Raw genomic sequence first — 14,285 nt, 5'->3', positions numbered from 1 at the left:
GGTGTATCCAGGGTTGAATCGCGGGCTCTCGCATGGGTATGGAACGGCAGGACATTGCAGCCGCTACCGCGTCTGGGCTAAGCGTTGCCGATGGGCATGAAGCGTTGGTGGGCAAAACGCAAAAAAGCTGTGTATTCCAAGGCGCTGCGATTCTTCAGCGTTCCTCCCGTGCTGTGGTCGCAAGGGATCGCGCATTTCTGCGACTTTGCCGGGCCCGACTGGTATCGCCGCGCACCGACCGAATCGACCCAGGGCGAGGCCTTTTTCCGCGACCACTATAGCGGCGCGCACGGCATCGTCTGGGTTCGGCTGAGCAGCTTGGCCAGGGTCTCGCGAACCTGCGATCTCGACACGTTCTCCCGGGTAGCCCTGCCCACCATCAGGGCGCCCTTCATCCTGCTGACGACCGACGGCGATGCCTCGGTGCCATCGGACCTGGCAAGAGATACCGTCGAGCGGCTTCTCGCCAACCCCTATCTGGTGTCCTGGTACAGCCAGAACTGCGACAGCGATCATCCCAGGATCAAGCCGTTCCCGATCGGGCTGGACCTCCATACGCCACGGTCCCTTGCCACGCCCACCGGCATGGTACGGCAGTTGCAAGCCCTGCGCCGCCGGCAGGGGGATGCGGATCGCCGTCCACCCAGGGTGTTCTGCGATTTCAGCATCAGCAGGGGCTCCAGCCAGCGTCGAGAAGTGCTTGATGCCCTGGACGGATGCCCACATGTCGATTTCCTCGGGAAACGTGTGTCGCAGCGCGCGATCTGGGAGCTGTATGCGCAATACCCGCTCGTGCTCTCGACCACGGGAAACGGCCTGGACTGCCACCGGACATGGGAACTGCTTTATCTCGGCTGCATCGTGGTGACCAAGACATCGCCGATAGACCCTCTCTACGAAGGCCTGCCTGTCATCATTGTCGAGGATTGGCACGAGGTCAGGGATCCCGAAGCGCCGCAACGCTGGATCGACAAGGTCGCCCATCTGACGGACCCGAACTATGTCTGGGAGCGCTTGCGCCCGCAAACCTGTCTGGAGCCGCTCAGGCTGGCGCTTCGGCAGGCCGCCGCTTCACCAGGGGACGTGTAGGATCTCCAGCTTCGGCAGGCCGACCGGCCTGATGCCGAGATCGTTGGCGAGCACGCCAAAAGCTTCGGTCTCGATCAGGTCGCGGTAGGGAATTTCGGGGAAGCGAAGGCCGCCGCGATGCAAGGAGGCATCGACCAGCAGCATCGTTCCGCCGACCGCGTCCAGGCCGATGATGTCGAGATGCCTGACATCACTGAGATGGTATCGACTTGGCGTCTGCGCCGAAGGTTGGTGAAGGCCGCCGCGTATCTCGCGGTAGTAGCGATAATCCTTGGTCTGCCGCCTGATGATGAAGCTGTTCAGGTCGAAGCTGCCGCCATTGGCGACCTTCACGCAGTTGGGCACCGCGATGCGATGTCCCGTGGCGATCAACTGCTTCAGCGCATCGCCGGGAAAGCGCCAGACGTCGATATCGATCCACAACGCCCAGTCGTCGTCTTCCTGCAGCCCGTGATCGATCAGGTAATTCCGCACCTTGGCGATCGCGCCCCGCCTGACGCGTTGCATCCGAGGCTTTGCCCGCTTTGCCCTATCGAGCTTGGTGCCGACCTGTCGCTGCAGAAGCACGATGTCGCGATATTTGCCGGCCAGTCCCGCTGTCGCGGCCTGTAGCCGCTCCCAACTCCCGTCCAGGCTGTCGCCTTCGCAGAAGACCAGCTTGATCCTGTCTTTGGGGTAGTCGAGCCCGTCCAGCGCATCGAGAAAAGGTTGGATAAGGTCGGCGGCATCGCGAAGCGGCACCAGAACGGCAATATTGCCGCCCGGGGGCGGCGGTGCCGAGAGGACAGCCTTGTCGACGCTGGCTTTTGCCACGGCCTCATCCAGATACGCACCGCGTGTCAGGTGGTACCGAAGCCGATAGGCCCGGTTGCGAAGCTTGGTCGTCCATTTCGGCGGCGGCTCCGGGGTCCACCATGTGCCGGCCCAGTGATGGATCGAAAGCGGCGCCGCATCGTCGCCGGCCTCGAGCTCCGTGCTCCCGACAGACGTCACCGGCGCGAACAGACCGGAGGGATGGATGGCGAAGGCCGCCTGATCGCTGTAGCCGCGCTGGGCGGAGGTCAAAAGGCAAGGACCGGTCGCGTCGAGCACGTCCTTGGCGCCGGCGAGCCCGGGCATCATCGACAGCAGATGCATCCAGAATGGATGACGGGGCGGGCTCGCCATCGTCCCGTTGAACAGGAGGTAGGGCAGGTCCCGGAAATCCGCCTGGACGGCCGCATGCGAGGCCGGCTCCTTGCACAGCACGACACGGCTCTCGTCCATGATCGGATCGAAGGCCGCGACGCATTCGCAGTCGATGTCGGCATAGACCCCGCCAAAATGATGCAGCAGCATGTAGCGGGCCGCATCCGAGCGCTGCACGCCGTTCGTGTAGCTGCAGAACATTGGCAGGAAATCAGGATAGTGCCCGGCCACGAATTCGAGCAGCATGCGGTCGCTCCAGAACATCACCGTCCAGTGTGGATTGTGCCGCTTCCAGCTCTCGGCATACGCCTGGAAGCGTGCGGGAACGCTGTCGGTCTTCCATGTCTGGTGCAGGATCGGCGGGATCATATGGTCGCACCGTTCAGTCCAAGTCCGTCTCGAACGGCATTGCCTATCGCTTGCGGGCTGAACCTTGCCCATACCGCCTGATACGCGCGAAGGCGTTGCCGCGCCCTGCGCTCGGGGTCGAGGCAGAGTTCGATGGCCGTCTCGGCAAGCTTTTCGTCGGAGTGAGACAGCAGCACCTCGTCATTTTCGACCAGGTCCAGGCCTTCGGCCGCGATCGGCGTGGCGACCACCGGCACGCCCGCGGCCATTGCTTCCAGGATCTTGATGCGTGTGCCGCCGCCCGCCGTCAGCGGGACGATGGTGAGATGCGCGCTGGACAAGAGTGGCGCGACATCCGCGGGATCTCCGATGACCTCCACACCAGGCAATCCGGCCAATGCCTGCACCTCCGGTCTTGGGGTGCGTCCAGCCAGGACGAGCCTGGCATCCGGCAGGGCGTTTCGGATACGGGGCAATATGACACTGGCCAATCGCTGCGCGGCATCGACGTTTGGCGGATAGGCGAGATGGCCGATGTACACGATCACAGGAAAGCCGTTGCCGGTTGACGGCTCGGCAGGCAGGCGCCCGGGACCACTGCCGGCTTTCGGAATTCCGTTCGGAACGACGTCGATCGGGATCTTGTGCCGGGAAAGCGTCATCAGCTTCTGGCGATCCAGGTTCGAGCAGACCCATACCCTGTCGACAAGGGATAGTGCCTTCCTCTCGAGGAACCTGACGCTGAATGCAGCCGCGGTTCGCTTGGTGCTGAGATGCCTGATCTGTCCGGCCAGGTCGGATTCGACATTGTGCATGTCGAGAATGAGCTGCTTAGCTAGAGGCCGCAGAGGCCGCAGCAGCTTGAACAGGCTGACGCTCTCGACAATGATGGTGTCCGGGCGGAATTCCCCGATCAGGGCCTCAAGCCGTGTCAGGGCGGAACACGGTATGCGATTCTCCGCCCTTGACCGCCACCAACCGATCGACGCTGTGCGGGGCTCTCCCTCGACCGACAGAGCCTCTACGCGGATCAATGGATCAGGCACGGTCCCTTCTGTCTTTGGTCGCACCGAAACCAGGCAGACCGGGCCGAACCTGGCGGCCGCTTCAGCGTTGCGATAGTTTCTCAGATCCGAACCTGAAGCCGGCGGAAAGCCCGGGTCGTGCGACACGATCAGCGTACGCCTCCGGGCCGTCCGCTCGAGCGAGCCGACAGCCGGTCGCGCGCCTGGGCCGTTCAAAGCGGACGCCTGTGGCGTTGTTCCAGGCAGAGGCCCCAATTCAGATGGCATTCAGAACGATTCCGTGACCACAAGCATCGGCGCCACCTTGTTTAGCTGAACAAGGCTTTCGTCAAGCACTGTATATTTCTGACCACTTCCGCCCCGAGCTCTCTGCGGGCCGGCGAAGTTATCGCCTGGACCATGCCAGCCAGCGCGCCGCCAGACGCCTGCGCAAGGAGGTGAACCGGGTTCGCCTGTAGGCGTCGCCCGCCATCTTGATGCCTTGTGCCTGCGTCGGGAAAGGATGGATGACGTCGGCCAGGGCATGCAGTCCCATGCCCGACCGGATGGCGAGCGTCACCGCATTGATCATCTCGCCGCCATGGCTGGCGACGACCGTCGCTCCCAGGATACGGTCGGACCCCTCCCTGACATGGATCTTGACGAATCCTTCCTCCTCGCCGTCCATCACGGCACGGGCGACATCATGCATCAGCACCGTATAGGTCTTGACCGGAATGCCGTTCCGTCGCGCCTCGATCGGATAGAGACCGACATGGGCGATTTCCGGATCGGTATAGGTGCACCAGGGAACGACGAGTTCGCTGAGCCTTTCGCGCCCGCGAAACAGCGCATTGCGCACGACAATGCGCGCTGTCGCCTCGGCGGTATGGGTGAACTTGTATTCAAGGCACACATCGCCCGCCGCGTAGATGTGCGGATTCGTGGTTCTCAGGTGATCGTTCACCTTGATGCCGCTGGCGTCATACGCCACCCCGGCGTCTGCCAGGCCGAGGCCTTCGACATTGGGCGAGCGGCCGACGCCGGTGATGATCTCGTCGACGGAAATCGTCGTCGTGTCGCCATCCCGCATCAGATCGGCGAGCTTCTTGCCGCCCTCTGTCCGCACCGCCACCACTTCTGTGTTGAGGCGCACCTCGATCCCCTCGCGCGCCAGCGCGTCCGAAAGGATCTGCGCGGCGTCTCGTTCCTCGCCGGGCAGGAACATCGGATCGCTCTGCGCCAGGATCACGTTCGCGCCGAGCAGGCAGAAGGTCTGCGCCGTCTCGCAGCCAAGCGGCCCGCCGCCGATGACCAGGAGCCGCTCGGGACGTTGCGTGAGGTTGAACATGCTCTCATTGTCGAGATAGCCGGCCTCGGCGAGCCCTGGAATCGCCGGCACGCTCGGATGCGCGCCTGTCGCGACCAATGCCTTCTTGAAATGCAGCGTCTTGTCCGCGACCACCACCGTGTCCGGTCCGGCGAAGCGGGCTTCGCCGAAATAGAGATCGATGCCCTCGGCCGCGATGGCCACGGCCGAATCGGCGCCGCTGATCCGCTGGCGGATCTGCCGCATCCGCGTCATGGCCCGCTCGAAGTCGACCTGAAGACGCTCCGGCGTGTCGCCCCCGAAATTCTCGGCATCACGCATGTCGGCATAGAGCCTGGCCGTGCGGATGATCGACTTTGACGGGATGCCGCCGACATTGACGCACGCACCGCCGATCAGCCCGCGCTCGATCAGCGCGACTTTCGCGCCGAGGCTTGCCGCATCACGCGCCGCGGTCAGCCCCGCCGGCCCGGCGCCGATGACGACGAGATTGTAGGGACCGCCGGGGAGAGGGTTCTTCCAATGCGGCGGATGCGCGCCCCGGATCAGTTCGACGTCGTTGCGGTCGACTGGGAAGCTGGCGGCCTTTGTCCGTTCACGCGGCATCGCGCCCCTCCGCGGACGGCCCCGCCGGCTGCGACAGCCAGCCGCCGGTGAAGCCTGCTTTTCCCAAACCGCGGCGAATGTACGGATTGGACCGCATCAGCTCCCAGATCAGGCGCGAGCGGTGGTTCTCGATCATCATCACCACGATGCCCTGGTCCAGCCCGTAATGGCCTTCCGATACCCAGCCGTTGCGGCCGAATTTTCGCCGGTTGGCCAAGGTCGGATTGAATCCGCTCGGCAGCCGGAAGTTCTCGATCACCTCGGGATAGTGCTCACCGAGATGGCGCATCGCTGCCATGCAGATGTCCGGCGCGAAGGGCAGCGATGCCGGATAGGACCAGGGCGCGATCGTGCCATCATCCGGCCCGAAGGGAGCGCCGCGCGCCGCATAGCCGGAAAACCGGTGCCTCCGTCGCTCGACGCTGGCGCGAAAACCGCCGGGCCCGTCTCCGGCCGAGAGGCCCCAAAGGTTCTCGCCGTAGCCGTCGAAACCATAGGGGTTGTGGCGGGCATAGTCGCGGTGGAGGTAGGTCGCGCGGCGGCTGTTTTCGAAATAGTCGGAGTTCTTCTCGCGCATGAAGGCGTCGCGGATGCCGGCGAAATCGATCCAGGCGTGCGAGAACTGGTGCATGAACAACGGTCCGCCATAGAGCACGTCATGGCCGTAGATGTTCTCCCACTGGTAGGTCGCCGTCCAGGCCTCGTAGCTGTCGTCGGAGGTTGGGTTGTCCGGCGAGGCCATCGACAGCACATAGAGGATGGTCGCCTCGTTATAGCCCTCCCAGCCATAATGCAGAAAGCCGCTCTTCGGCTTCCAGCCCTGCCGCAAGGTCGGACTGCTGCCTTGCGCCCAGCGCCAGTCGACGCGCCGGTAGAGCGTTTCGGCCAGGTGCCGGATTTCGGCTTCCTGTTCATTCTCGCCGGAGAAATAGGCGCCGGCCACCAGGATACCGGCCATCAGCAGAGCGGTGTCCACCATCGACAGTTCGCAGCGCCAGACGCGCAGCCCGGTCCGCATATCGAGAAAATGGTAGTAGAAACCCTTGTGGCCGGTGACGTCGTCACCGCCGCCTTGCGGGCTGACCGAGAAGAAACGCAGCGCCGCAAGCGTCAGCTCCACAGCCGCCATGCGCGACATCCAGCCGCGCTCGACGCCGATCGGATAACAGGACAGGGCGAAACCGACGACGGCGATGCTGGCCGGCGAGTTCGGCCGCGACGTATCGGCGACCAGACCGTTGTCGGAATTCACATTCTCAAGGAAATAGCCGAAGGCGGCGCGCTGGTAGCGGTCCAGAAGCTCGTCATCGGACAACGCGGCAGGATTTGCGTCAGGCAAACGATGCAAGCTCCAGCCTGGTCGTCGATGCTTCCGTCGATCGCATGGTGCCGGTATGGCGGCAATGGCTAATCGCCCTTGCCGGGCTGTCTCGTCGTGTCATGGCTTCCCGCAAACCCTGTTGTGTCACCGCCCCGTCCAGTCCTCAGCTACTATACGCCTGTCCGGTTCCGATCGTTGCCTCGTCACGCGGAATTGTAGTCGCAACGGCCAGGGCCGGGATGTTTCGATCAGGCTCAATAGGTGGCGCGGCCGCCGGAAACGTCAAACACGGCGGCCGTCGTGAACGAGCACTCCTCCGAGGCGATCCAGCAGATCAGTGCCGCCACCTCCTCGACCTCGCCGAAGCGCGCCATCGGTATCTTCGACAGCATGAAGTCGATATGCTCCTGGCTCATCTGCTTGAAGATCGCGGTGCGCACGGCCGCCGGCGTCACGCAATTCACCGTCACCTTGGTCTTGGCCAGTTCCTTGCCGAGCGACTTGGTCAGGCCGATCACCGCCGCCTTTGAAGTGCTGTAGGCGGAGGCATTGGGATTGCCTTCCTTGCCGGCGATCGAGGCTATGTTGACGATGCGGCCATAATTGCGCTCGAGCATGTGCGGCACCAGCGCCTTGTTGCAGTAGAAGACGCCATTGATGTTGATGTCGATGACCCTCTGCCAATCCTCGGCCGAATAGGCCCAGGTCGTCATGTTCGGCCCGGTGATGGCCGCGCTGGTGACCAGGATGTCGACGCCGCCAAGGGCCTCGATGGTCCGTGCGGCGGCGCTTTCAACGCCGGTGGCATCGGCGACGTCAACGGTAACACCATGCAGGCCAGGGATGATGGTCCTTGCCTGTTCGATCTGGGCCGGATCGCGGTCCCAGACGCTGGCGCGTCCACCTTCCGCGACGATCCTTTGCGCGACCGCCAGGCCGATGCCCGAGGCACCGCCGGTGATGACAGCCGTGCGACCGTTGAAGCGTCCCGCGAAGTTCATTTGCTTCTCCCTTGTCCGCAACTGGCTTGATCGGCCGCGGCGACCGTGATGTCACGGCCAGGCAAGTTCAAGCCGGCATGGAGCCCCCATTCTCTGGGCCAATGCGGATCAGGCTGAAGTTCCCTCAAGCTCTCGGCGCAGCGCTTCCACCATCGCCACCAGCGCCGGTCCGATTTCGGCATGTGCGCGTTGCTCGGTGATGATCTCGCCGATACCTCCGCAAGTGATGGCGACCAGCGGCGAACCGTCTCGCGGACGGAACGGCACGCCGACCGCGTGGATGTAGCTGTGCCAGGCGCCGAACGAGGTCACGTAGCCAAGCTGAGCGTACTGGGCGATCGCCTCCTCGATTGCCGTGGCGATCATCGCTGCCTTGTCGGGCTCGGCCTCTTGCAGCGCCCGTACCAGGCTGGTCCGCTCCTCGGGCAGAAGTCCCGCCGCATAGGCCAGCCCCATCGAGGTCTTCCAGATCGGCAAATAGGAGCCCGGATTGAGCCGCAGCGTGACCAGGCTCTCCGACCGGCAATTGGCGAGATAGACCATGTTGAGGCTGTCGCGCGTGCCGATCGCCACCGCCGCACCGGTCAAGTCGGCCAGCGGCTGCATCAGCGGCCTTGCGATGTGGACGACGGCGCTGGAGCTCAGCGCCGAATAGCCGAGCGCCACGGTCGCTGGTCCCAGGCTGTAACGGCCGAGCTCCTTGTCATAGAGCAGGTAGCCGAGTGCGCTGAGCGTGTAGGTGATGCGCGAAACCGTGGCCTTGGGCAGCCCGGTGCGCGCGATGATGTCCTGGTTGCCAAGCGAGGCGTCGCCTGGCCGGAAGGCGCGCAGGATGCCGAGCCCGCGAACCAGCGACGTCGAAAGCTGCGCGCCTTCGCCGTCAACATCCGTCTCGTCCCGGGTCGCTCGCTTGCGCACGCTGGCGGTCTTTCTGGCGGAGTGCCCACCTGTCGGGCCGGTCTCGCCGGCTAGTGTAGTCAAAAATGAAATTAAATTCCATTTATATTGACAGCGGCTTTTGCAGCCTGTCAATATGCCCCCTCGATGGCATCTTCCAGCGCCTTGTGCCATCTTACGAAGCCCGTCCTTGTGAAGGTAGCCACGTGTCCCGCTATATTTTGCGCCGGCTTATCGCGATGCCGTTCCTGGTGCTTGGCATCGTCACCATCGCTTTTCTGATCACCACGGTGACGAAGGGCGATCCGCTGACCGCAATCGTCGCCGAACAGCAGATGAGCAATCCCGAAGTGGTCGCCGCCGCCAAGGCGCGCTGGGGTTTGGATCGTCCTCTGCCTGAGCGCTATATGATATATCTCGGCAATTTGATGAGCGGCGACCTCGGCACATCCTTCATCACCAAGCGCAATGTCGGCACTGATATTCTCTACCGCCTGCCGGCAACACTGGAACTGGTCTTCGCCGCCATGATCTTCGGCACCACGCTCGGCATCGTGCTTGGCGTGCTGGCCGCCTATTTCCGTAACAGCCTGATCGACCATGGCGCGCGGCTGTTCGCTCTGTTCGGCTCGTCGCTGCCGGTGTTCTGGTCGGGCCTTGGCCTGCTGTTCATCTTCTCGGTCATGCTCAACTGGCTGCCGGGGCCTGGCCGGCTCGATGCTCGGCTGCCGCTGCCGCCTGGCATCACCGGATTCCTGACCATCGATTCGCTGCTGGCCGGAGACCTCACCGTCTTCAAGGACGCTGTGTGGCATCTGCTGTTGCCCGCTTTCGTGCTGGGCTGGACGGTGTCTGGGACCATCTCGCGGCTGGTGCGCGCCAACATGCTCGATGTGATGAGTCGCGAATTTGTGCTCACCGCACGCGCCAAGGGCGCGAGCGAATTCCGTGTCGTCATCGTGCATGCGCTGCGCAACACCATGGTGCCGACCTTGACCGTCATCGGCTATTCCTTCGCCTATCTGATCACCGGCGCGGTGCTGACCGAGACCATCTTTTCCTGGCCCGGCATGGGCTCCTATGCCGTGGAGGCGGCGCGTGCGCTGGATTTTCCGGCGATCATCGGCGTCACCATTGTCGGCGGCCTCGCCTTCCTGGTCACCAACCTCATCACCGACATCCTCTATGTCGTGGCCAATCCGCGGGTGAGGTTGAGCTGATGTCGGCCGTCGTCACCAAATCACGCTCCGCCGGCATTCCCGAATGGCTGACCGCGCCGCTGGTCATCGGCACGGTCGTCATCCTGTTCTGGCTGTTCATGACCGTGTTCGCCAATCTGGTGGTGCGGTTCGATCCACTCGAAATGGTCGCGCGCCGCCTGCAGCCGCCGAGCTGGGCGCACTGGCTGGGCACCGATGCGCTTGGCCGCGACGTGCTGGCCCGCACCTTGCACGGGGCGGCGCATTCGCTGCCGATCGCGGTTCTGGTCGTCGTCTCCGCCGTGGTCATCGGCTCGCTGCTGGGCGCCATTTCCGGCTTCGTCGGCGGCCTGACGGGCGCGGCGATCATGCGGCTGGTCGACGTCACTCTGTCCTTCCCGCCGATGCTGCTCGCCATGGCCGTCGCGGCCTCGCTCGGACCGGGCCTCGGCAATGCGGCCATCGCCATGGTGCTGGTCTGGTGGCCGGTCTACGCCCGCCTGATGCGTGCGCAGGTGCTGGAAGTGAAGGAGCGCGAGCATGTCGAGGCGGCGATCGCCGCAGGTGCCAGGCCAAGCCGCGTCCTGTTCAAGCACATATTGCCGCTCTGCTGGACGCCGGTGCTGATCAGCGCGACCATGGACCTCGGCCAGGTCGTGCTGCTTGCCGCATCGCTCAGCTTCATCGGCCTCGGCGCCACTCCACCGACGCCCGAATGGGGCTCGATGATCTCCGACGGCGCCGTCCATTTCTACCAGTGGTGGATCGCCTTCGGCCCCGGGGCCGCCATCCTCACCATCGTGCTCGGCTTCAACTTCATCGGCGACGGCCTGCGCGACATTCTCGATCCAAGGTCGGACTAGACGATGAGCGCACAGCTATCTTCAGCGCGTTCCGGCGCGGCCGGCAAGGGTGAGCGCGAGCCGCTGCTGTCCATTCGCGGCCTGCGCGTCGGGTTCCGCAAGGCGGGCAACCAGTTCGAGGCCGTGCGCGGCATCGACCTCGACGTCGCCAAGGGCGAGGTGGTCGGCATTGTCGGCGAGTCCGGCTCGGGCAAATCGGTCGGCATGCTTGCCGCTCTCGGCCTGACCTCGAAGAACGCGGTCGTGACCGGCTCTGTCCGTTTCAAGGGAGAAGAACTGGTCGGCAAGCCGGCGCGCGAAATGCGCAAGATCAGGGGCGCGCGCATCGCCATGATCTTCCAGGATCCGCTTTCGTCGCTCAATCCGGTTATGACGGTTGGCGCCCAGATCGCCGAGGCGGTCAGGCTGCATCAGCGCCTGACCCGCAAGCAGGCCATGGCGCGCGCGGTCGAATTGCTTAATCTTGTAGCGATCCCGCAGCCGGAGCGCCGGGTCAACCAGTATCCGCATGAATTCTCCGGCGGCATGCGCCAGCGCGCGGTCATCGCCATGGCCGTGGCCAACGATCCTGATCTGTTGATCGCCGACGAGCCGACCACGGCGCTCGACGTGACCGTTCAGGCGCAGATCCTAACGGTACTGCGTTCGCTGCAGGAGCGGCTCGGCCTTGGCCTGGTGCTGATCACTCATGATCTTGGCGTCGTCGCCGGCCATGCCGACCGGGTCGCGGTGGTCTATTCCGGCCGTGTCGTCGAGCAGGCTGATGTGTCGGACCTGTTCGCCGATCCGCGCCACCCCTACACGCGCGGCCTCATCGCCTCGATCCCCAATCTGGAGGAAAGCCGCGAGCGGCTGTTTTCGATCGATGGCTCACCGCCGGCGCTCGGCCGTCTGCCGGGCGGCTGCGCCTTCCATCCGCGATGCATCCATGCCGAGGCGCGCTGCCGGATCGAGGATCCGCCGCTGCACGATATTGGCGGCCGCTTCTCGGCCTGCCATTTCGCGACGACCTTGCCGCCCTTCCACGGCGTCTCGTCGGCGGCGGCAGGCCTGGAGACTGGAAGCGTGACCCCATGAGCGCAGTGGCCGAACACAAGACCGACGCGGCATTGCACACAGCGCCTGCGCTGTCGGTTCGCCATCTGGTCAAGGACTTCCCGGTTCGCGGCGGCCTCGTCTTCGACCGCGCAATTGCCCATGTGCGGGCGGTCGCCGATGTCTCCTTCGACGTAGCCCCCGGCGAAACGCTGGGCCTCGTCGGCGAATCCGGTTGCGGCAAGTCGACGCTCGGGCGCTGCCTGATGCGGCTGATCGAGCCGACCAGCGGCGAAAGCTGGTTCCGCGGCCAGAACCTTCTGGCGCTGAACCATGAGGACATGCGCCTGATGCGGCGCTACATCCAACTCGTCTTCCAGGATCCGTACGGTTCACTGCATCCGCGCATGCGCATCGCCGACAACATCGCCGAGCCGCTGCGCATGAGCGACATGTCGAAGGCCGACCGTCGCGCGCGCGTCGCCGAACTGCTCGAACTGGTGCGGCTCAATCCCGAGCACGGCCGGCGCTATCCGCATGAGCTCTCCGGCGGCCAGCGCCAGCGTGTCGTCATCGCCCGCGCGCTCGCGCTCAACCCGCAGGTTGTGATCCTTGACGAGCCTGTCTCGGCGCTCGATGTTTCGGTGCAGGCCGGCGTGCTCAATTTGCTGAAGGACATCCAGCAATCCTTCGGCACCTCCTATCTGTTCATCGCCCACGATCTTTCGGTCGTGCGCCATATCTCGCATCATGTCGCCGTGATGTATCTCGGCAAGATCGTCGAGATCGCGCCGGCGGCCGAGCTCTATTCAAGAGCATTGCATCCCTACACACAGGCACTTCTGTCGGCCGTGCCGCTCGCCAATCCCGAGAAGGAGCGCAAGCGCGAGCGGATCGTGCTGTCGGGCGACGTGCCGAGCCCGCTCAATCCGCCGTCGGGATGCCGCTTCCGCACACGCTGCTTCAAGGCGCAGGCGATTTGCGCGTCCGTCGAACCGCCGCTCGGACCATCAGGCGAAAAGCACCGCGTCGCCTGCCATTTTCCGGAACCCGTCAACGCCTTCAAGGCTGTCTGACGGGCCGCAAGGCCAGCCGCCGCCGCAAAGGATTTTGATCGTGACTGAAGACCACTTCAAGGATGCCGGCCAGGCAAGCCGTCCGCGCCTGCCGCTCGAAGGCATCAAGGTGCTCGACCTCTCGCGCGTGCTTGCCGGTCCATGGGCAACGATGAGCCTTGCCGATCTCGGCGCCGAGGTCTGGAAGATCGAGAACATCGATGGCGGCGACGACACTCGCGCCTGGTCGGTGCCGAGCTACAAGGGCGTCTCGACCTACTATCTCTGCGCCAATCGCGGCAAACAGAGCATCGCGCTCGACATGAAAAGCCCTGAAGGGCTGGCGATCGTACGCGAACTGGCGGCCAAGGCCGACATCGTCGTAGAGAATTTCCGCTCCGGTACGGCGGACCGTCTTGGCGTCGGCTTCCAGGAACTCAGCGCTTCCAATCCGCGCCTGATCTACTGCTCGATCTCCGGCTATGGCCAGACCGGGCCCGACGCCGGCCGGCCCGGCTATGATTTCGTCATGCAGGCCGAAAGCGGCCTGATGGCCATCACCGGCGACAGCGACGGCGAGCCGATGCGCGTCGGCGTCGCCATCACCGACGTCGTCTGCGGCATGGTCGCGACGCAGTCGATCCTGGCCGCCCTTTACGAACGCACCACCACGGGCACGGGTCAGTTCCTCGACCTGTCGCTGATCGACTGTGCGCTCAGCCTGCTCATCAATGTCGGCAGCGGCTACCTCAACACCGGCCGCGAGGTCGCCCGCTACGGCAACGCGCATCCGACTGTTGTGCCTTACCAGATATTCGACGCCTCCGATGGCGGCTTTGCGTTGGCGGTCGGCAATGACAAGCAATTCGCCGCACTGTGCGAGAAGGTCGTCGGCTTGCCACACCTGGCAAAGGACCAGCGCTTCATCAAGGCGGGGGCGCGTGCCACCAATCGCGAAGCGCTGATCCCCGAATTGGCGAGGGTCTTCAGGACCAAGCCGCGCGACCATTGGATGGCGGCCTGTGCCGCGGCCAGTGTGCCGGCCGGCACGGTGAAGTCGATACCAGAGGTTTTCGACAGCCCCAATGTCCGCGAGCGCGGCCTCGTCCACACCTTGCCGCATCCGCATCTGGGTTCCGTCGCCATGGTGCGCCCGGCGCAGGGGCTGGCTGCCCAACTGACCGCCGACTTCACGGCACCGCCGATGCTCGGCCAGAACACAGCCACTGTGCTGACCGATATCCTCGGCTACAGCCCCGAGACCATCGACCGACTGGCCGGCTCCGGTGCCATCGGCATCTACACGCCCGCCGCCGAACCTGTTCCCGCCTGACCTTTCACGGAGCCTG

12 protein-coding genes are annotated in these 14,285 nt (G+C 64.4%); 6 read left to right on the top strand and 6 right to left on the bottom strand.

Going from position 1 to position 14,285, the window contains the following annotated elements; genetic code table 11:
• Positions 1-90: 90 nt before the first annotated feature.
• The gene (locus EB231_RS01385) at positions 91-1,089 is read left to right on the top strand and encodes a hypothetical protein (RefSeq protein WP_172347271.1); all 999 of its coding nucleotides are present in this window, start codon (positions 91-93) and stop codon (positions 1,087-1,089) included.
• Here EB231_RS01385 and EB231_RS01380 read toward each other — a convergent pair.
• From EB231_RS01380 to EB231_RS01355, 6 genes are all read right to left on the bottom strand, one after another.
• Positions 1,072-2,646 carry a glycosyltransferase gene (locus EB231_RS01380; RefSeq protein WP_172347270.1) on the bottom strand — a complete coding sequence of 525 codons (1,575 nt, stop codon included), beginning with the start codon at positions 2,644-2,646 and terminating at the stop codon, positions 1,072-1,074. The two genes, EB231_RS01385 and EB231_RS01380, sit on opposite strands and share 18 nt — an antisense overlap.
• Positions 2,643-3,671 carry a glycosyltransferase family 4 protein gene (locus EB231_RS01375; protein ID WP_246740854.1) on the bottom strand — a complete coding sequence of 343 codons (1,029 nt, stop codon included), beginning with the start codon at positions 3,669-3,671 and terminating at the stop codon, positions 2,643-2,645. Before EB231_RS01375 ends, EB231_RS01380 begins: the two co-directional genes overlap by 4 nt.
• A 364-nt stretch (positions 3,672-4,035) precedes the next feature.
• Entirely contained in the window at positions 4,036-5,565 is a 1,530-nt protein-coding gene (locus EB231_RS01370) for a mercuric reductase (RefSeq protein WP_172347268.1), read from the bottom strand.
• The gene (locus EB231_RS01365) at positions 5,555-6,904 is read right to left on the bottom strand and encodes a glucoamylase family protein (protein WP_172347267.1); all 1,350 of its coding nucleotides are present in this window, start codon (positions 6,902-6,904) and stop codon (positions 5,555-5,557) included. Before EB231_RS01365 ends, EB231_RS01370 begins: the two co-directional genes overlap by 11 nt.
• 236 nt (positions 6,905-7,140) lie before the next feature.
• Positions 7,141-7,887, bottom strand: coding sequence for an SDR family NAD(P)-dependent oxidoreductase (locus tag EB231_RS01360; protein ID WP_172347266.1), 747 nt, complete (start codon positions 7,885-7,887; stop codon positions 7,141-7,143).
• A 108-nt stretch (positions 7,888-7,995) separates the two neighbouring features.
• Positions 7,996-8,805: an IclR family transcriptional regulator gene (locus tag EB231_RS01355; protein ID WP_172347265.1), complete on the bottom strand. Its 810-nt coding sequence runs from the start codon at positions 8,803-8,805 to the stop codon at positions 7,996-7,998.
• Positions 8,806-9,023: 218 nt separating this feature from the next.
• On the opposite strand from EB231_RS01355, the gene EB231_RS01350 reads away from it, so the two are divergent.
• Genes EB231_RS01350 through EB231_RS01330 form a run of 5 tightly spaced genes read left to right on the top strand, consistent with a single transcriptional unit; the run spans position 9,024 to position 14,269 of the window.
• Complete coding sequence (locus EB231_RS01350) at positions 9,024-10,004, top strand: ABC transporter permease (RefSeq protein WP_445299310.1); 981 nt, start codon at positions 9,024-9,026, stop codon at positions 10,002-10,004.
• The gene (locus tag EB231_RS01345) at positions 10,004-10,846 is read left to right on the top strand and encodes an ABC transporter permease (protein WP_172347263.1); all 843 of its coding nucleotides are present in this window, start codon (positions 10,004-10,006) and stop codon (positions 10,844-10,846) included. Before EB231_RS01350 ends, EB231_RS01345 begins: the two co-directional genes overlap by 1 nt.
• Before the next feature lie 3 nt (positions 10,847-10,849).
• Complete coding sequence (locus EB231_RS01340) at positions 10,850-11,923, top strand: ABC transporter ATP-binding protein (protein WP_172347262.1); 1,074 nt, start codon at positions 10,850-10,852, stop codon at positions 11,921-11,923.
• On the top strand, positions 11,920-12,957 hold the full coding sequence (locus EB231_RS01335; RefSeq protein ID WP_172347261.1) for an ABC transporter ATP-binding protein: 1,038 nt from the start codon (positions 11,920-11,922) through the stop codon (positions 12,955-12,957). Before EB231_RS01340 ends, EB231_RS01335 begins: the two co-directional genes overlap by 4 nt.
• A gap of 40 nt (positions 12,958-12,997) precedes the next feature.
• Positions 12,998-14,269, top strand: a complete 1,272-nt coding sequence (locus EB231_RS01330) for a CaiB/BaiF CoA transferase family protein (RefSeq protein ID WP_246740852.1) — start codon at positions 12,998-13,000, stop codon at positions 14,267-14,269.
• The last annotated feature ends 16 nt before the right edge of the window (positions 14,270-14,285 follow it).

Source organism: Mesorhizobium sp. NZP2298 (genome assembly GCF_013170825.1).
In the GTDB taxonomy this organism is placed as follows: domain Bacteria; phylum Pseudomonadota; class Alphaproteobacteria; order Rhizobiales; family Rhizobiaceae; genus Mesorhizobium.
This window is presented reverse-complemented; position numbering and strand designations above follow the sequence as displayed.